Raw genomic sequence first — 18,045 nt, 5'->3', positions numbered from 1 at the left:
AAAGGGGGACGAGTGCCATGGCTCGGGCCAGGAGCGAGGAGCGGCGGACGGAGATCGTCCGGGCCGCCCTCGAAGTGATCGCCGAGCGCGGCTACCGGGGCGCGTCCCTCGGCGCCGTGGCCGAGCGGGTCGGTCTCACCCAGCAGGGCCTGCTGCACTACTTCCCGACCAAGGAGGCGCTGCTCGTCGCCGTCCTCCAGGAGCGCGACCGCTGGGACACCGCCGGCGGCCGGGACCGCGAGCGCTGGCGGCTCGACCTCATGGAGTCGCTGGTCGAGTACAACGCGATGCGGCCCGGCATCGTGCAGACCTTCTCCGCACTGCTCGGCGAGAGCGTCACGGAGGACCACCCGGCCCGCGCCTTCTTCACCGAGCGCTATGTGCAGGTGCGGGAGAACATGGCCGACGTGCTGCGCGCCGAGTACGGCGACGAGCTGCCCGGCGGCCTCACTCCGGAGCGGGTGGCGCCGCTGCTCACGGCGGTGATGGACGGCCTGCAGTTCCAGTGGCTGCTCGACCCGGACGCGGTGGACATGCCGGCGTCGTTCCGGGACTTCCTGGCGCTGCTCGCCACGAGGAGGCGTTCGGCCGCCGCCGGGTCCTAGAGGACTCGGCGCGGGGTGATCCCGCCGGCGTACACGTGGTCCGGGGTGATGACGCGGGTGATCGCCCGGGCCACGAGGGTCGACGGCTCCTGGGTCCCGACGAGCGAGTCGGTGTTCAGGATCAGGACCATGGTCGCCTTCCGCTCCGGCAGGTAGACGGTCACGGTCTCGTAGCCGGGCAGCGAGCCGTTGTGCCCGATCCAGCCGTTGGTGTTCAGGATGCCGAGGCCGTAGCTGGTGCCGGGGAAGCCGGTCGGCAGCGTCTTCATCCGCTGCGCCTGGGTCGCGGGGCTGAGCAGTTCCCCGGTGGCGAGGACCGGGGCCCAGCGGCGCAGGTCCTGGAGGGTGGAGATCATCCCGCCGGCCGCCCAGGCCCAGCTGGGGTTCCAGTCGGTGGTGTCCTCGACGGCGCCGGTCAGCGTCTGGTCGCTGTAGCCGCGCGCGTGCGGCTCGGGGAACTCGGCGCCCTTCGGCAGGAAGCTGTGCCGCAGGCCGGCCGGGCGGATCACGCGGTCGTGCAGGACGTCGGCGAGCTTGCGGCCGGTCACCTTGTCGATCACCAGGCCGAGCAGGACGAGGTTGGAGTTGCAGTACTGGAACGTCTCGCCCGGCTTGGCGATGTTCTTGTGCCGGTAGCCGTAGGAGAGCACCTCCCACGGGTTGAAGGCCCGCTTCGGCTCGCTGTACAGGTCGTGGATGAAGTCGGGGTCGGAGGTGTACGGGAAGAGGCCGCTGCGCATCTCGGCGAGGTGGCGCAGGGTGATGTTCCTGCCGTTCGGGACGCCCCGGATGTACTTGTCGATCGGGTCGTCGAGCCCGACCCTGCCCTCGTCGACGAGTTCGAGCAGGGCGGTGACCGTGAAGGTCTTGGTCTCGCTGCCGATCCGGGCGTAGGTGTCGGCGAACATCGGCTGCCCGGTGGCCTTGTCGGCGACGCCGGTCGCGCGGACGTAGCAGCCCTTGCCGGGCAGCCACAGGCCGACGACGAGTCCGGGGACGCGGGCCTGCTCGCGGACGTCGTCGACGGTCCTGTCGAGCTTGGCGGTCAGCTCGGGGCCGAGGTCGCCGGGCGGGCAGTCCTGGTCGCCGTGGTGCGGGCCGCCGCCGGCCGCCGCCGGGGCGGCCGTGGCGGGAACCGTCGCGAACGGGGCCAGCACGGAGGCCGCGAGCAGGGTGGCGGCGAGCAGCCGACGGCGGTGGGTACGTCGCATGGTGGGGCGCCTCTTCCAGGTTCACGGGAGGCCGGGGTCGCGGGAGGTCGCGGGCCCGGACGGCCACACATCACCACCCGGCCCCGCGCCGGACGCCCGCCCACGGTGCGGCGGTCCGGTGAGTCCACTCGTTCGGCGCCCCGGGCGCGCTAGCGGGCGATGGCCGCCAGGTCCTCGACGGCGAGCGACGGGTCGGTGGTGAGGGCGGTGTGCACGGCCTCCAGGACGGGGAGCTCCGCCAGGGCGGTGGCGAGGGCCACGTCCTTCGCGGCGAGCGCGACCGGGAAGTGCGAGCCGGTCGCGGTGGCGCGGGCGACGGCGCCCGCGAGCGGGCCGGCGGCGAGGGTGCGCAGGGCGAGTTCGCGGGGCAGGCCGAGCGAGCCGGCGAGGGTGAGCGCCTCGGCGACCAGGGCGACGCCCCCGACGACCGCGTTGATGAGGACGAGCTTGAGGGCGGCGCCGTCGCCGGGCGCGCCGCACGCGGTGACCGTCCCGAGCCGGCCGAGGACGGCGGCGACGGGCGCGGTGTCGCCGCCCGCGAGGATCAGCAGCTCGCCGGTGGCCGCGCGGTCGACGCTGCCCATCACGGGCGCGTCGATCAGGGTGACGCCGTCGGGGAGCCGGGCGGCGAGGGCGCGGGTGGTGTCGGGGCCGATGGTGGAGGTGTCGATCCAGTGCGTGCCGGGGCGCAGCGCCGGGAGCATGGCGTCGGCGACGGCGAGCGCGGCGGCCGGGTCGGCCAGCATGGTGATGACGACGTCGGCGCCGGCGACGGCCTCGGCGGGGCTGGTGGCGCGCACGGCGCCGGCGGCGACGAGCGGATCGGCCTTGGCGGCGGTGCGGTTCCAGACGGTGAGCGGGTGGCCGGCGTCGAGGAGGCGGGCGGCCATGGGCAGGCCCATGCCGCCGAGCCCGAGGAAGGCGATCTTCTGCGGGGTGCCGGTCGCTGCGGTGGTGTCGTTCTGCATGGTCATGACGCTAGGAACTCGCCTCCCATGCCACAAGCGAATGTCTAGCATGGCTGGCATGCCCTACTCGCATGGCTTGTACGAGGTGTTCCTCGCCGTCGCCCACGAAGGCTCCTTCACCGCCGCCGCCCGCGCCCTCGGCTACACCCAGTCCGCGGTCTCGCGGCAGATCCAGGTGCTGGAGGACGAGACGGGCGCGGTGCTCTTCGAGCGGCTGCCGCGCGGGGTGCGGCTGAGCGAGGCGGGCCGGGTGCTGCTGCCGCACGCGCAGGCGGTGCGGGACCGGCTCGCCGTCGCCCGGGCCGAACTGGAGGCGCTGCGCACGCTGGACGGCGGGCTGCTGCGGCTCGGCGCCTTCTCCAGCGCGACCGCCGCGCTCGTGCCGCGCGCGCAGGCGGCCTTCCGGGACCGGCATCCGGGGGTCGCGGTGACCCGGGTGGAGGGCCCCTCGGTGAAGCACCTGGCGCTTCTGGCGGCGGGCGAGGTGGACCTGGCGGTGGTCAGCCCCGCGGCCGGCGGGCCCGCGCCGGAGGGCGTGACGCTGCATCACCTCCTGGACGAGCCGATGCTGGTGGCCCTCGCGGCCGGGCACCGGGCCGCGGGGCGGCGGGAGGTGCGGCTCGCGGACCTGGCCGGCGAGGAGTGGATCGTGGGCCACGAGCGCCTGGAGGACACCCTGTTCCGGCCGGCGGTCGCGGCCGGGCTGCGGCCCCGGACGGGGCTGCTGGCGCACGACTGGATCGCCAAGCTGGGCGCGGTCGCGGCCGGGCTCGGCGTCACCCTCGTCCCGGCGCTCGCGGCGGCGGCCGTGCGGCCGGACGTGGCCCTGGTGACGATCCACCCGGACGACGTGCCGTACCGCGCGATCTGCGCGGCGACCCCGCCGGCGCCCACGGTGGCGGCGACGGCGTTCCTGGCCCTGCTGCGCGCGACGGCACGGGAGCTGATCCCCCAGAGCTAATACCTGATACTGGCCATTGCTCCTTACAGGCGGACATGGGAGGCTGAAGGCCATGATCGTCGCCGCCACGCAGTTCACCCCGGTCGCCGGGGACCTCGCCGCCAACGTCCGTGCCGTCGCCGGGCTGATCCGCGCCGCCGGTGCCGACGGCGCCCGGCTCGTCGTCTTCGCCGAGCTGGCCCTGACCGGTTACGAGCCGAGCCTCGTCCGGGACGAGCCCGGCCTCGTCCTCGCCGAGGACGACCCGCGCCTCGAACCCGTACGGGAGGCGTGCCGCGCGGTCTCGGCGGCGGCCGTCGTCAACGGGCCCGTACGGACGGACGGTTCGCGACCGGGCATCACGAGCCTGGTGATCGGACCGGACGGCACGCTGCTCGCCCGCTACGACAAGCAGCACCTGTACGGCGTGGAGGCGGAGGTCTTCGAGCCGGGCACGGCCGACGGGCGCTTCGAGCTCGACGGCGTCCGGTTCGCGACCGCCACCTGCTACGACAACCGCTTCCCGGAGCTCGCCGAGCGCGCCGCGGCCGACGGCTGCGCGGTCTACCTGGCCAGTTCGGTGCTCGGCGCCGACAACGACTCCTTCGCGACGGTCTATCCGGCCCGGGCCCGGGACTTCGGGCTGACCGTGGTCTTGGCCAACGTCCTCGGGCCGAACGAGGACGGCGTGGCCTGCGGCCTGGCCGGCGCCTGGGGTCCGGACGGCGAGCGGCTCGCCGACGCCGGGCCGGACACGGCGGGTCACGTGCTCGTGGACGTGCCGGCCGGCGCCTGACCTCGGCCGGGCAGCCGGGAACGGCGTCACGGAACCCCCTGCCCGTGACGCCGTCCCGGCCCCGTCAGGGGCTCGTGGGTCCTGCCCCTACGGGGCGCTCAGGCCCAGCGTGTAGGCGCCGGAGCCGCTGTAGGCGTGGACCAGATAACGGTAGTAGCCCGCGGTGCCGTTGTACGTGATGTCCTCGTCGGCGCTCGCCGTGCCGCCGACCGCCACGTCCGCCCAGCCCGACCCGTTCCACTTCTGCAGGTACAGGTCGAAGTCGGCGCCGGCCGGGCCGCGCAGGCAGCCCACGTGGGTGCCGGAGGTCGCCGAGTAGTAGTACGAGCCGTCCGGCTGGGCCTGGGCCTGGCCGGAGGCCAGCGTGCCCTGGTAGGTGTACTCGGTGTCGGCGCAGCCGGTGGGCGGGGTCGTGCCGCCGACCGTCAGCTGGTAGGTGACGGTGTGCGTGGCGGAGCCCGTACCGGTGACGGTGATCGGGTAGCTGCCGTTCGCGGTGCCGGCCGCGGCCTGGACCGTCATGGTCGAGGAGCCGCCGGAGGTCACCGAGGACGGGCTGAAGGAGACGGTGACCCCGCTCGGGGCGCCGCTCGCGGTCAGCTGGACGGTCTGCGCGCTGCCGCCGGTGGTGGCCGTGTTCACCGTGGCGGTGACCGAGGCGCCGGGCTGGGCCGAGCCGGTGGCCGGGTTCAGGGTGAGCGAGAAGTCCGGCGTGGTGGTGCCGCCGCAGTCGGTCTCACCGGACTGGGCCGGGACGCCGACGGCGTTCCAGGCGGCCTTCACCGCGTTGCACTCGGCGCTGCCGTAGCTGTTCTTGGCGCTGGACAGGGTCGCCTTGCGGGCGGCGAGGTGGTTCCAGGACGAGGTCTTCATGAGCAGCGCGCCCATGAAGATCTTGCCGGCCTTCTGCACGCCGATGCCGGTCACCGAGGACGGGCCGCCGGAACATATCGGGCTGGCGGGCTTGCCGCCGCCCGGGTTGGAGCCCTCGGCGAGCAGGTAGAACCAGTGGTTCTGCGGGCCGGCCGCCGCGTGCACCTCGGTGCCGGAGTTCAGCTGCGGGTAGCAGTTGGGGTCGCCGGCGAGCGAGGGGTTGTACATGTAGCGGATCGGCTTGCCGTCGCCGAAGAAGTTGACCTTCTCGCCCACGGTGTAGTCGGGGGTGTCGTTGGGGTTGTTGGCGAAGGCTTCGGTGAGCGCGCCGAAGATGTCGCCGGTCGACTCGTTCATCCCGCCGTTCTCGTTGGACGAGCCGGAGCTGCCGGGGGTGCGGTCGAAGACCTCGTGGCCGTACTCGTGGGCGACGACGTCGATGGCGGTGAGCTGGTTGGCGTTCTGCTGGTTGTGGCCGAACGTGGTCTTGGTGCCGTCGTAGTAGGCGTTGACGTCACCGAGGCCCGCCTGGGCCGGGACCATGCCGCCCTGCCCGTTCTGGCCGTTGTAGCCGAACCACTGCTTGAGCATGTCGTACTCGCGCTGGGCCGCGTACATGATGTCGACGCAGGCCGTCACGAGGTCGTTCGCGCCGCCGTTGCCCCACGGCGAGGAGCCGGTGTACGTGCCGCCGTTCTGGCCGCCGCAGCGCAGGCCGGAGCGGTTCGGGTCGGTCATCGAGGTGGCGGCGGTGTCGAGGGTGACGTTGCCGTTGTGATAGCCGCGGCCGTCGGCGTCGACGACCTTGTCGTGGACGCGGGCGACGGCGCCGGTGCGGGCGTCGACGTAGGTGTCGAGCGAGCTGGGCAGGCCCTCGGCGGTGCGGCCGACGACGAGCGTGTGCCAGGCGAGGACCGGCTTGTTCCCCTTGAGCAGCACGGTCAGTTCGGGCGTGCTCGCGCTCTCGACGCGCGCGAGGCGGGCCTTGGCGGTGGTGAGGGCGGCGGCGGAGGTGACGGCCGGTCTGATGGAGAGCTTCAGGGCCGCCGGGGTGGGTGCGGCGGCGATGTCGCGGACCTTGCCGGAGCTGTCGGAGACGACGACGGCGTCGCCGCCGGCCACCGGCAGGCCCTTGTAGGTGCGCTGGTACGCGGCGTAGTAGAGGCCGCCGGCCCACGGGGTGACGGCGGTGCGGACGAGTTCCTCGTCGGCGCCGTGGCGCAGCCCGTCGAGTCCGCTGTCCGCGGCCTTGTCGGCGGCGGCGAGCGCGAGTGACTTGCCGTGCCCGGGTGGTACGGGCCGCACCTGCGGGGCCGCGGCGGTGGCGGTGCCCGCGAGGGTGCCCGCGAGGCTCGCCGTCAGGGCGAGCGCGGCCAGGGCCGCCGGGAGTCGGGTGGGGTGCACGTCTGCTCCGTTCGGGTGGGGGGAGACGGTGGGACGCGCCGAGTATGGGTGTGGACATGGCAAGTTCGGGACCTCTCACCCGCCATAAGGCCGGAGTTATGACCCGGCCCGCCCGAACCCTGCCCTCCGCCCCCACCCACTGTCTAACCTGGCGAAATGCAGTTGGAGTTGAGGCATCTCGAAGCCGTCTGCCGGATAGCGGAAGCGGGCAGTCTGGGGCGCGCGGCGGCCCGGCTCGGGGTGTCGCAGCCGGCCCTCTCCGCACAGTTGCGGCGGATCGAACGGGCCGCGGGCGGCGAGCTGTTCACGCGCGGCCGGCTCGGCGTGGAGCCGACGCCGCTGGGCGAGTTCGTCCTGTCCAGGGCGCGCCGGGTGCTCGGCGAGATGGACGCCCTCGCGGCCGGTGCCCGGGCCGCGGCCCCGCACCCGGCGCTGCGGCTCGGCTGCATCCTGCTGGTCCTCGTGGACCGGCTGATCGGCCGGCTGGACGAGGAGCTGTCCGGGCAGGAGATCGCCGTCAGCATCGACGTCGAGCACTCGGTGACCACGCTCAGCCGGATGCTCGGCGCCGGGCAGTACGACGCGATCCTGTACGGGGAGGTCAACGACCACGAGGTGGCGCTGCCCGAGGGCGTCGCGGCCCGCACCCTCGTGGCGAGGGAACCGTTCTGCGTCCGCGTGTCGGCGGCGCACCCGCTGGCCGGCCGGGACCGGGTCGACCTCGCCGACCTGGCCGGCGAGACCTGGATGACCATGGTCGAGGACGACGACGGCGGCCCGGAGGCGCTGGTCGAGGCGTGCCGGAAGGCCGGCTTCACCCCGTCGCTGCGCTACCGGATCGCCGACCGCAAGATGCACTACGACCTGATCGCGGCCGGCCGCGCGATCTCCGTCTCCCAGCCGACCGCCCCGCCCGCCGCGGGCACCGTGCTGCGGCCGCTGGCCGGCGACCCGATCACCGGCCGGATCCGCCTCGCCTGGAACCGCGCCGCCGTCTCCGAGCGCCGCGCCCGCCTGCTCTACCGGGCCGCGGGGCTCGCCTACCTGGACAACGTGCACCACAACGACTTCCACCGCCGGTGGTGGGAGGCCCGGCCGGAGCTGCACCCGGCGCTCGACTGAGCGACCCTGGTGTCACAGGTGAGTGGCAGAGGTGAGCGACGGTGATCGACTACGCCCAGGTGTTCCGGGAGCTGCCCGGCATGGTCGCGCTGCTCACCCCCGGCCTGGTGTACGTGGACGCCAACGACGACTTCCTGCGGCTGTCGGGCCGCACCCGGGAGCAGCTGATCGGCCGCTACCTCTTCGACGTCTTCCCCGACAACCCGCACGACCCGGCCGCGAGCGGGGTGCGGAACCTGGCGGCGTCGCTCCGGCGGGTCCTGGAGACCGGCGAGCGGGACTCCATGGCCCCGCAGCGCTACGACGTCGAGTCGCGGGAGCGGCCCGGGGAGTGGGAGGAGCGCTACTGGAGCCCCGTCAACGCGCCCGTGCTCGGCCCGGACGGGCGGGTCGAGCTGCTGGTGCACCGGGTGGAGGAGGTCACCGAGCTGATCCGGGCCCGTGGCGGGCCGCCCGGCGGGCGCACCCGGGTCCTGGAGGCCGAGCTGTACACGCGGGCGCGCGAGCTCCAGGAGGTCAACGAGCGGCTGCGCGACGCGCACGCCCGGGAGCGGGAGGTGGCGCTCGCCCTTCAGGAGGCGATGCTGCCGGCGCCCGGCCCGATCGGGCCGCACCGGGCCGCCGTCCGCTACCGGCCGGCGGTGGGCGCGCTGAACGTGTGCGGCGACTGGTACGACCTGGTCGCGCTCGACGGCGACCGGATCGGGGTGGCGGTCGGCGACGTCGTGGGGCACGGCCTGGCCGCCGCCGGGGTGATGGGCCAGCTGCGCAGCGCGCTCAGCGCCGCCTCGCGGGTGGTGCGGGGGCCCGCGCAGGCCCTGGACGTGCTCGACCTGTACGCGCGCTCGGTGGACGGCGCCGAGAACTCCACGGCCGTCGAGACGTGGATCGACTACGAGCGGGGCGTCGTCACCTACAGCAGCGCCGGACACCCGCCGCCCGCGCTCGCGCACCCGGACGGGCGCGTGGAGTATCTGGACGGGGCGACGGACCCGCCGCTCGGCGCGCACCTGGCGCACGTCCGCCGGCCACAGGCCGAGGCCGCGTTCGAGTCGGGCTCGGCCCTGGTGCTCTACACCGACGGCCTGGTCGAGCGGCGCAGCGAGGACATCGACGCCGGGCTCGCCCGGCTCGCCGAGGCGCTCCGGCGGCACCGCGGCGCGGACCCGGAGGAGCTGGCGGACGCGCTGCTGCTCGACATGCTGCCGGTGGGCGGGGCGACGGACGACACGGCGCTGATCGTGGTCGGGCTGTGAGGCGCCCGGGCGGCGCGCGGGCACAGGGGCGGTGCGGCGTGCGGGCGGCCCGGCGGAGCGCGGGTAAACGGACGGGCGGCGTCCGGGCGGCCCGGCGGCGCGCGGCCACATGGGCGGGGCCCACCCGTCGTACGGAGTGTTCGTTCGGGGCGAAACAGCCCGTACCGCCATAGTGCGGGCATGGCACCCACCCCCCGCATCCGCGCGGCCCTCCTCGCCGCCGCCCTGCTCGCCGCCGCCCTCCCCGCCACGGCCGTCGCCGCCGGGGCCGCGGGGCCGCCCGGCGGCCACGGCGAGCACGGCCGCCACGACTGCGTCCGCACCGAGCACCCGGACGAGCAGGGCCGCATGGTCCTCGACATCGCCCGCCAGGCCAAGAAGGACCTCAAGCTGAAGGCGGTGCTGCTGCGGGTCACCATCGACGGGCGGGAGGTCGCCACCGACGGGCTCGGCGAGTCGATGACCGGCGTCCCGGCCGAGCCGGACATGCACTTCCGGGCCGGTTCGGTGGCCTTCGCGCACATCGGCACGGCCCTGCTGCGCCTGGTCGAGCAGGGCCGGGTCGACCTCGACGCCACGGTGGAGCCCTGGCTGCCCGAGGTGCCGCGGGCGAAGGAGATCACGATCCGCATGCTGGCCGACAACACCAGCGGCCTGCACGACTACGTGACCGACCCGAAGTTCGGCAAGGAGCTCGCGGCGCACCCGTTCCGCCACTGGACGCCCGACGAACTGCTCGCCTTCCCGTTCTCGCACTCCTTCTGGTACGACCCGGGCACCAACTGGAGCTACTCGCACGCCAACTACCTGCTCCTGGAGCGCGCCCTGGAGCGGATCACCGGGCAGCGGATCGACCGGCTGGTGGAGGAGCAGGTCACCGGCCCGCTGGGGCTGCACGACACGCAGAACAACTTCACACCCGAGATCCCCCGCCCGACGCTGCACGCCTTCACCTCGGACCGCGGGATCTACGAGGAGTCGACCTTCTGGAACCCGTCGTGGACCACCGGGCCCGGCGCGGTGATCACCTCGACCGTCTGCGACATGGCCCGCTCCGCGCAGGGCATCGGCAGCGGCGAGCTGATCTCCCGGCGCTCGTACCGCACCCTGCTGAACCCGGGCACGGTCGGCCTCGGCACGCCGACGAAGAAGTGCCCGGCCGACATCTGCCTGAAGCAGACCGAGGACAAGCACTTCGGGCTCGGCGTCATCGTCGCCAACACCTGGCTGCTGCAGAACCCGTCGTTCTCCGGGTACGCGGCGCTCCAGGCGTATCTGCCGTCGCGGCGGCTGGCCATCGCGGTGTCCGCGACCAAGACGCCGGAGACGGCCGAGGGCAACATGGCCCAGGAGGTCGCGGGCCGGATCGCGGCGGCGCTCGCCCCGGAGCACCCGCTCGTCCCCTGACCTGGGCCGGGACCCGGGATGCGGGTCAGGCGCTCAGGTGCGCCACACCGTTCGTCTCGCCGCTCCCCTCGCCGTCGCCGTCGCCGTCGGCCGCCGTCTCGCCGTTCAGGTCGCGCGCCATCAGGGTGGCCCCGGCGACCGCGCCCGGCATCAGCAGGACGGCGACGAAGGGGATCAGGAAGGCGAGGGTGAGCGGCACGCCGAAGCCGAGTGCGGCCATGCGGCGGCCGCGCAGCAGTCCGAGGCGCTCCTTGAACTCGACGCCGCGGCGCTGGAGCGCGACCGCCGTCAGCTCCTCGGCGAGGAAGAAGCCCGAGACGCAGAAGCCGATGGCCGGCACGACGGTCTGGCCGACGACCGGGACGAACCCGGCGGCGAAGAGCAGGATGCCGTAGAACGCGACCCGCACCAGGACCCGCAGGCTGTCCCGTGCCGAGATCCACAGCTCGCGCCAGAGCGAGAGACCGGACTCGGGCGCCTCGCCGCCCTCGGTGCGGTCGACCGCCTCCGACAGCGACTCGTAGAAGGGCTGGCCGACGAGGAGCGTGACGGCGGTGAAGGTGATCACGGCGAGGAACAGGCCGAGCGCGTAGACGAGGAAGTCCAGCGTGCCGCGGAGCAGGCCCTGCCAGGGCGAACCCCAGTCGTCGGCGAAGGGTGTGGCCCACGCGGTGAGGTCGTCGACGCCGTAGAAGAGGCCGACGAACGCCCCCACGTACAGCACGAGGGTCACGAGCCCGGGCAGCAGCCCGAACCCGAACCAGCGGCCGTGCCTGCCGACCCACTTCTGCCCTTGCAGCAGGTAACCGAATCCCACCCCGAAATCACGCATGGCGGCCACCCTAGCCGCCGGCCGGGCGGTGCCGCGGACGAGGGAGGGCCGCACCCTGGTCGGTCAGAGTGCGGCCCTCGGCTCAATTCTGCCGTTCCAGGGATCAGATGGCGAACTCGACCGTGATGTTGCCCCGGGTGGCCTTGGAGTACGGGCACACCTGGTGGGCCTTCTCGATCAGGCTCTTGGCCGTCTCGGCGTCCACGTTGGGGATGGTCGCCGAGATCTTCACGATGATGCCGAAGCCGTCGTCGTTCTTGCCGATGCCGACCTCGGCGGTGACCGTCGAGCCGGAGACGTCCGCGTTCTCGTTGCGGGCGACGACGCCCAGCGCGCCCTGGAAGCAGGCGCTGTAGCCGGCGGCGAAGAGCTGCTCCGGGTTGGTGCCGTCACCGGAGCCGCCCATGGCCTTGGGCGGGTTGACGACGACGTCGAGCTTGCCGTCGTCGGTGGCGACCCGGCCGTCGCGACCGTTCTCGGCGGTGGCGACGGCGGTGTACAGGACGTCGGACTGCTGAATCGACATGCTGTTTGTCTTCCTTTTTCGTTCGCCGCGACTCGCGCCCACGATCGCGACGGCTGGGGGAAGACTAACGGGTCGGCCGGCGGGCCGGGTCGGCTAGCCGGCGAGCGAGACGACCATCTTGCCGGTGTTGTCGCCGCGGAGCAGGCCGAGGAAGGCGTCCGTGCCGTTCTCGATGCCCTCGACGATCGTCTCGCCGTACTTCAGCTCGCCGGAGCGCAGCCAGCCGCCGACCTCCTCGACGAAGCGGGGCTGCAGGCCGTAGTGGTCGCCGACGAGGACGCCCTGGAGGCGGAGCCGCTTGCCGATGATCGTGGCCATGTTGCGCGGGCCGGGGACCGGCTCGGTGTCGTTGTACTGCGCGATCATGCCGCAGATGGTGGCGCGGCCGTGCACGTTGAGCGTGGCGAGGGCGGCTTCGAGGTGGTCGCCGCCGACGTTGTCGAAGTAGACGTCGATGCCGTCCGGGGCGGCCTCGCGCAGCTGGTCCTTGACCGGGCCGTTCTTGTAGTTGAAGGCGGCGTCGAAGCCGAGCTCCTCGACGAGCCACTTGACCTTCTCGTCGGAGCCGGCCGAGCCGATGACCCGGGAGGCGCCCTTGAGCTTCGCCATCTGGCCGACCTGGCTGCCGACGGCGCCGGCCGCGCCGGAGACGAAGACGGCGTCGCCCTCCTTGAAGGAGGCGACCTCGAAGAGGCCCGCGTAGGCCGTCAGGCCGGGCATGCCGAGCACGCCGAGGTACGTGGAGAGCGGGGCGAGCTCCGGGTCGACCTTGGTGGCGTGCTGGGCGGGCACCTCCGCGTACTCCCGCCAGCCGAGGCCGTGCAGCACGTGGTCGCCGACGGCGAAGCCCTCGGCGTTGGAGGCGACGACCTCGCCGACCGCGCCGCCGTCCATGGGGTGGTCGAGCTTGAAGGGGGCGATGTACGACTTCACGTCGTTCATCCGGCCGCGCATGTACGGGTCGACGGAGAAGTGCAGGTTGCGCACCAGGATCCGGCCCTCGGCGGGCTCGCCGACCGGCACCTCGCGCAGGGCGAAGTCCGCGGGCACGGGCCAGCCGTGCGGACGGGAGACGAGGTGCCACTCGCGGCTGGACGCGGGAAGGACGGACATCTGCGGGACCTCCAGAAAAGCTTCAGCTAGTGAAACAACCATGCTCCTGAATATTTCATGTTGTCAAGTATCGGAGTACGATGGTGGGCATGCCCTCAACGCCCGCCCCGCGCACGGACCCGCTGACCCTCGAAGTCGTCGAGCTGATCGGCACGGTCGTGGCGCGGTACCACGAGGAGTACGAGGAGGCGGCCGCCGCCCACGCGCTGACCGGCGCGCAGGCGCGCGTGCTCGGCCTGCTCGCGCTGGAGCCCACACCGATGCGGAAGATCGCCGACAAGCTCCGGTGCGAGCCGTCGAACGTGACGGGGATCATCGACCGCCTGGAGTCCCGCGGCCTGGTCGAGCGCCGCCCCGACCCGGCCGACCGCCGCGTCAAGGTCGCCGCCCCCACCGACGAGGGCCGCGCCACCGCCCGCCGGCTGCGCGAGTCGCTGCGCTTCGCGCGCGAGCCGCTCGGCGAGCTGACGGCGGCGGAGCGCACGCTCCTGCGCGACCTGCTGAAGCGGATGCTGGGCGAGGACGCGATCTCCGGGATGTCCGAGAGCTAGGGCCTGTCCGGCCCTGGGCCTAGACGCACCACCACAGGAACGGCGTACAGGTCTTCGTCGGGCTGGGGGTCGGACTCGGGCTGCCGGCCGGGCCTCCGTTGCCCGGTGGTGCCGGGGTGCCGGTGCGCGGGCCGGAGGCCGTGCCACTCGCGGACGGCGAGGCGCTGCCCGAGGGCGTGCCGGACGGCGTCGCGTCGCCGGGGCTCGCGGTGCCGCTGGGCGCGGGCCCGGCGCCGCCGCCCGCTCCCGTACCCGTCCCGGAATCCGTACCCGTGCCCGTGCCGGCTCCGGTGCCGTCTCCCGTGCCGGTGCCGCGGCTGGAGCCGCGGGTCGGGTGGCCGCTGTGCACCGGGCGCGGCGAGCCGGAGTCGACCGGGCCGGGACCGTCGGACGGTCCGGTGGAGTCCGAGGGGGCCGGCGGGTCGGGGTCGAGGGTCGCCCGGGTGACGTCGTCCTCCTGGACGGCGGTGGCGGCGCCGTCGTCGACCGGCGGCTCCAGGGCCGCCTTGGCCAGGGTCAGCGACCCGGCCGCGAGCGCGACGCCGAGGGCGCCGAGCAGCACCGCGCGCCCGCCGCGGGAGCGCGCCCGGCGGCCGCCGCCCTTCCGGCCGGACCGCTGGTTCCGGCGGCGCGCGGCGGCGCGCCCTCCGGTGGGACCGGGCGGCTCGACCGGGTCCAGCTCGTAGCTGAACTCCGGCGCGACGGGCGGCAGGGTGTCGGCCGGTTCCGCGAGCGCCCGGGGCGGGGAGGACGGGTGGGGGGAGAAGTACCGCAGCTCTTCGGCGGGGGTTCCGCAGCCGGCACAGGCCAGGGCGCCGTTGAGATGCCGTCGGCACTGGGGGCAGTAGTCCATGGCGCCCGCAGGCTATGCGCAGGCACCGGCCCGGCTGAAGGCGCGGAGGTGAGGATCCTGTGAGGAAAGCGCAGGTTGTCGGCGTGGCGCCGCCGAGATGTGCGCAGCCCGCCTCGTATCTCCCCCTTCGGGCAGGATGGGCGCATGACCCCTGCCGCCCCCTTTGGGCCGTACGAGTTCCAGCTCGTCCTGCTGCGCCGGATGGCCGACCACCAACCGGGGCTGGTCGAGGACGCGCTGCGCGAACTGGGCGCCTCGCGCGGCGAGATGCGGGAGGCGAACAAGCGGTGGCAGGCGTGGGCGCACGCGGGGCGCGGACCGGGCGAGTTCGACCGCTACCGGCAGGCCCTCGGTGATCCGGAGACCCGCGAGGCCGCGCCCGGCCACCCCGGCAGCGAGGCGTGGAGCTGGCCGGTGCCGCTCTGGCCCGCCCTGCGCTTCACCGTCCTGACCGGCCCGCCCCGGCGCACCGTCTGGGCCCGCTCGCTGACCCGCGCCGCCGGCGCTCCCGTGCCGCCGCTGCGCACCGCGGCCGATCTGGTCCCCTGGCAGGTCACCGCCGACGAAGTGTGGCGCGCCGTCCGCGACCCCCGCCCCCGCGAGGGCGTCTCGCCGGCCCTGACCCGCCTCGACTTCACCCTCCCCGACGGCACGGAGCACGGCGCGGAGTTCGCGTGGGGCCTGCTGCAGCGTCTCGTCCCTCCGCTGCCGGCGCGGTAGCCCGGCCGGCCTGATTGTCCGTCAGTACGACGGCACCCCCCTGGCGGCTCAGTTCGGCGCGCGCCCCGGCCGCGCCCGCAGGACGATGCGAAGGAAGCAACAGCACAGGAACGCGCTCCGCGCGCCCCCTCGCCTCGCCTCGTGCCAGCACCGCACTTCGGAGGACCGCCGTGACCGTCAGCCTTGAGCAGCTGCGCCGCTGCCATGTCGCCGTCGACCTGGGCGCCGCCCGCACCCGGGTCTTCGTGAAGGGCGCCGGACTCGTCGTCGACGAGCCGTCCGTCGCCGCCGTGAACACCCGCACCGGCGCGCTCATCGCCGTCGGCGCCCTCGCCGAGAAGATGACCGGCCGCACCCCGGACTACATCCGGGTGGTCCGTCCGGTCTCCGGCGGCACCGTCGTCGACATCGAGATGGCGCAGCGGATGCTCCGTCACCTCCTCGGCGACAAGCTCCGCCGCCAGCTGCGCCGCAAGCCCCGGCTGCGCGCCGCCGCCTGCACCCCGCACGACAGCGATCCGCTCGCCCAGCGCGCCGCCGTGGAGACCCTGGTCGGTCTCGGCGCCCGCCGCGTGGAGCTCGTCGACACCCTGATCGCGGCGGCCGTGGGCTGCGGACTCCCGGTCGAGCAGCCGACCGCGACCATGATCATGGTGTGCGGGGCGGCCACCACGCAGGTCGCGGTCCTCTCGCTCGGCGCGATCGTGACCGCCGAGCGGATCCCGGTCGGCGGCGACGCCATCGACCACGCGGTCATCCAGCACCTGCGCCACCAGCACGAACTGATGCTGCCGAGCCAGTCGGTCCGCCCGCTCCAGGTCGCCCTGCACGGAAACGGCCTGACGCTGCAGGGCCCCACGTACACCGAGATCCACGGCCGTGACGTGGCCACCGGCCTGGCCCGCTCGGTGACCGTCGACACCGCGGCCGTGCGCCACGCCATCCAGACGCCGCTGACCGCCGTCCTCGACGGCATCGGCAAGATCCTCCGCGACTGCCCGCCGGACCTGGTGGCCGACCTCGCCGACCGCGGCATCATGATGGTCGGCGGCAGCGCCCTGCTGCCGGGCCTGGACCAGATGCTGCGCGAGGCGACCGGCATGCCCGTGCACATCGCCGAACGCCCGGACGTCTGCGCCGTGCTCGGGCTCGGCGCGATGCTGGAGGGCCGGGTCCAGTCGCTGGTCCTCGACCCGCTGGCGGAGGACCGCCCGGCGGACGACCGGCCGTCCGACGACCGCCTGGCGAAGGACCGCCCCGCGGACGACCGCCTGGCCGAGAACCGTCTGTCCGACGACCAGTAAACCCTCGATCGGGTCGTTTTGTACGACAATGACACCGTGTCGATCATGGGTGCGGGCGCCGGAACCGGAGACGAGCCGGAACCCCGCCTGCCCCTGCTCCTCGACGCCGTCCTCGGCGTCGGCAGCGAAACCGAACTCCACGCCACCCTGCAGCACATCGTGGACGCCGCCACCGAGCTGACCGGCGCCCGTCACGGCACGCTCGGGGTCGTCGACCCCGAGCGCCGCCGCGTCACCGAGCTGTTCACCTCCGGCGGGCCCGCGGGCCGCCGCGCCGCCCGGCCCTTCCTCGACGTGCCCATCCGCGTCCACACCGAGGTCTTCGGCCACCTCCGCCTCACCGGCAAGGCGGCCGGCCCCTTCACCGACGAGGACCACGCCCTGCTCAGGGTCCTCGCCTCCCAGGCCGGCATCGCCATCGGCAACGCCCGCCTCCACGACACCGCCCGCCTGCGCGAACGCTGGATCGAGGGCGCGGCCGCCGTCACCACGGCCCTGCTCGCCGGAAAGCCCGCCGAGGACGCCCTGCTGACCGTCGCCGAGCGGGCCAGGCTGCTCGCCGACGCCTCCGCCGGCGTGGTGCTCCAGCCCACCGCGGAAGGCGGCATGGAGATCGTCGCCGCCTCCGCCTCCGGCGACCCCGGCGACCTCCTCGGCACCACGATCGCGCCCGGCTCCCCCGTCCTGGTCCAGCTGCTCGGCGGCGAGCCGGTGTTCGTCGAGGACTCGGCGACCGATCCCCGGATGACCACGCACGTCCGCAGCCGCTTCGGGCCCTCGATGATGCTGCCGCTGCAGAGCGGCGGAAAGCTCATCGGCACCCTCGCGCTGCCCCGCCGCCGCGGCGGCCGCCCGTACACCGCCGTCGACCGGCTGCTCGCCTCCCAGTTCGCCTCCCAGGCCGCGCTCGCCCTCGTCCTCGCCGACGCCCAGCACGACCGCGAGCGGCTCGCCGTCTACGAGGACCGCGACCGGATCGCCCGCGACCTGCACGATCTCGTCGTCCAGCGCCTCTTCGCCACCGAGATGATGCTGGAGTCCACCCGCCGCCGGGCCGCCGTGCAGGAGGTGGACACGCTGCTCGGGAGGGCCGTGGACGAGCTGGACTCGACGATCCAGGAGGTCCGCACCGCGATCTTCGCGCTCCAGCAGCCGCCCGCCGACGCCCCGGCCTCCTTCCGCGGCCGGGTGCTGCGCGAGACCGGCGGCGCGGCCGCGCTCCTCGGCTTCCAGCCGTCCGTGCACTTCTCCGGCGCCGTCGACACCCTCGCCGAGGGCGACGCCGGCGCCGAGCGGCTGCTCGCCGCACTGCGCGGCGCGCTCGCCGCGGCCCACCGGCGGCCGGGCGTCGGGGCGGTGACGGTCGAGGTGAGCGCGGACGGGGGCGGGGCCCCTGGCACGGCGGGGCTGCGGCTGCGCGTGGCGGACGACGGGCGGCCGCCGGCGGTGGTGACGTGGCCGTAGGAGCGCGGGGCCGCTCGGGGGCTTCGGCATGGGCATGGTGTGTGGCGCCCCACGGGAGGCCCGAAGGCGACACTCCGCGGCCGACGTGAGCAAGGTCGCA

At 74.2% G+C, this 18,045-nt stretch carries 17 protein-coding genes; 10 read left to right on the top strand and 7 right to left on the bottom strand.

The genetic code is table 11. The features are described from left to right. Positions 1 to 17: 17 nt before the first annotated feature. Entirely contained in the window at positions 18 to 605 is a 588-nt protein-coding gene (locus ACFYU9_RS08825) for a TetR/AcrR family transcriptional regulator (protein ID WP_389205837.1), read from the top strand. On the opposite strand, the gene ACFYU9_RS08820 is transcribed toward ACFYU9_RS08825, so the two are convergent. Continuing rightward, positions 602 to 1,816: a serine hydrolase domain-containing protein gene (locus ACFYU9_RS08820; protein WP_389205839.1), complete on the bottom strand. Its 1,215-nt coding sequence runs from the start codon at positions 1,814 to 1,816 to the stop codon at positions 602 to 604. The two genes, ACFYU9_RS08825 and ACFYU9_RS08820, sit on opposite strands and share 4 nt — an antisense overlap. 149 nt (positions 1,817 to 1,965) lie before the next feature. Continuing rightward, on the bottom strand, positions 1,966 to 2,784 hold the full coding sequence (locus ACFYU9_RS08815) for an NAD(P)-dependent oxidoreductase (protein ID WP_389343733.1): 819 nt from the start codon (positions 2,782 to 2,784) through the stop codon (positions 1,966 to 1,968). A 49-nt stretch (positions 2,785 to 2,833) separates the two neighbouring features. Between ACFYU9_RS08815 and ACFYU9_RS08810 the strand changes: the two genes are divergently transcribed. Continuing rightward, a complete protein-coding gene (locus tag ACFYU9_RS08810) occupies positions 2,834 to 3,745 on the top strand; it encodes a LysR family transcriptional regulator (RefSeq protein ID WP_389343731.1) in 912 nt (303 codons plus the stop codon). 52 nt (positions 3,746 to 3,797) lie between these two features. Beyond that, positions 3,798 to 4,520: a carbon-nitrogen hydrolase family protein gene (locus ACFYU9_RS08805; protein ID WP_389205845.1), complete on the top strand. Its 723-nt coding sequence runs from the start codon at positions 3,798 to 3,800 to the stop codon at positions 4,518 to 4,520. A gap of 87 nt (positions 4,521 to 4,607) precedes the next feature. On the opposite strand, the gene ACFYU9_RS08800 is transcribed toward ACFYU9_RS08805, so the two are convergent. Further along, a complete protein-coding gene (locus ACFYU9_RS08800) occupies positions 4,608 to 6,797 on the bottom strand; it encodes a M4 family metallopeptidase (RefSeq protein ID WP_389343729.1) in 2,190 nt (729 codons plus the stop codon). 156 nt (positions 6,798 to 6,953) lie between these two features. Here ACFYU9_RS08800 and ACFYU9_RS08795 point away from each other — a divergent pair, with 156 nt between their 5' ends. From ACFYU9_RS08795 to ACFYU9_RS08785, 3 genes are all read left to right on the top strand, one after another. Continuing rightward, the gene (locus ACFYU9_RS08795; protein ID WP_389205849.1) at positions 6,954 to 7,919 is read left to right on the top strand and encodes a LysR family transcriptional regulator; all 966 of its coding nucleotides are present in this window, start codon (positions 6,954 to 6,956) and stop codon (positions 7,917 to 7,919) included. A gap of 41 nt (positions 7,920 to 7,960) precedes the next feature. Beyond that, a complete protein-coding gene (locus ACFYU9_RS08790) occupies positions 7,961 to 9,175 on the top strand; it encodes a PP2C family protein-serine/threonine phosphatase (RefSeq protein ID WP_389205850.1) in 1,215 nt (404 codons plus the stop codon). A 180-nt stretch (positions 9,176 to 9,355) separates the two neighbouring features. Then, on the top strand, positions 9,356 to 10,582 hold the full coding sequence (locus ACFYU9_RS08785; protein ID WP_389343726.1) for a serine hydrolase domain-containing protein: 1,227 nt from the start codon (positions 9,356 to 9,358) through the stop codon (positions 10,580 to 10,582). A gap of 25 nt (positions 10,583 to 10,607) precedes the next feature. Here ACFYU9_RS08785 and ACFYU9_RS08780 read toward each other — a convergent pair whose 3' ends face one another. From ACFYU9_RS08780 to ACFYU9_RS08770, 3 genes are all read right to left on the bottom strand, one after another. Beyond that, the gene (locus ACFYU9_RS08780; protein WP_389343723.1) at positions 10,608 to 11,414 is read right to left on the bottom strand and encodes an EI24 domain-containing protein; all 807 of its coding nucleotides are present in this window, start codon (positions 11,412 to 11,414) and stop codon (positions 10,608 to 10,610) included. A gap of 103 nt (positions 11,415 to 11,517) precedes the next feature. Beyond that, the gene (locus ACFYU9_RS08775; RefSeq protein ID WP_389343720.1) at positions 11,518 to 11,940 is read right to left on the bottom strand and encodes an organic hydroperoxide resistance protein; all 423 of its coding nucleotides are present in this window, start codon (positions 11,938 to 11,940) and stop codon (positions 11,518 to 11,520) included. 93 nt (positions 11,941 to 12,033) lie between these two features. Further along, positions 12,034 to 13,053: an NADP-dependent oxidoreductase gene (locus ACFYU9_RS08770; RefSeq protein WP_389343717.1), complete on the bottom strand. Its 1,020-nt coding sequence runs from the start codon at positions 13,051 to 13,053 to the stop codon at positions 12,034 to 12,036. An 89-nt stretch (positions 13,054 to 13,142) separates the two neighbouring features. Here ACFYU9_RS08770 and ACFYU9_RS08765 point away from each other — a divergent pair, with 89 nt between their 5' ends. Further along, positions 13,143 to 13,604, top strand: coding sequence for a MarR family winged helix-turn-helix transcriptional regulator (locus tag ACFYU9_RS08765; RefSeq protein ID WP_389205858.1), 462 nt, complete (start codon positions 13,143 to 13,145; stop codon positions 13,602 to 13,604). 19 nt (positions 13,605 to 13,623) lie between these two features. Here ACFYU9_RS08765 and ACFYU9_RS08760 read toward each other — a convergent pair whose 3' ends face one another. Beyond that, positions 13,624 to 14,457, bottom strand: coding sequence for a hypothetical protein (locus ACFYU9_RS08760; RefSeq protein ID WP_389343714.1), 834 nt, complete (start codon positions 14,455 to 14,457; stop codon positions 13,624 to 13,626). Positions 14,458 to 14,601: 144 nt separating this feature from the next. Here ACFYU9_RS08760 and ACFYU9_RS08755 point away from each other — a divergent pair, with 144 nt between their 5' ends. The 3 genes from ACFYU9_RS08755 to ACFYU9_RS08745 all read left to right on the top strand — a co-directional run bounded on the left by ACFYU9_RS08755 (position 14,602) and on the right by ACFYU9_RS08745 (position 17,945). Then, positions 14,602 to 15,177, top strand: a complete 576-nt coding sequence (locus ACFYU9_RS08755; protein ID WP_389205862.1) for a hypothetical protein — start codon at positions 14,602 to 14,604, stop codon at positions 15,175 to 15,177. Positions 15,178 to 15,347: 170 nt separating this feature from the next. Beyond that, the gene (locus tag ACFYU9_RS08750) at positions 15,348 to 16,481 is read left to right on the top strand and encodes a rod shape-determining protein (protein WP_389205864.1); all 1,134 of its coding nucleotides are present in this window, start codon (positions 15,348 to 15,350) and stop codon (positions 16,479 to 16,481) included. Positions 16,482 to 16,526: 45 nt separating this feature from the next. Then, complete coding sequence (locus ACFYU9_RS08745; protein ID WP_389206733.1) at positions 16,527 to 17,945, top strand: GAF domain-containing protein; 1,419 nt, start codon at positions 16,527 to 16,529, stop codon at positions 17,943 to 17,945. The last annotated feature ends 100 nt before the right edge of the window (positions 17,946 to 18,045 follow it).

The sequence above is a fragment of the Streptomyces sp. NPDC004327 genome (genome assembly GCF_042873935.1).
Classification (GTDB): Bacteria; Actinomycetota; Actinomycetes; order Streptomycetales; family Streptomycetaceae; genus Streptomyces.
This window is presented reverse-complemented; position numbering and strand designations above follow the sequence as displayed.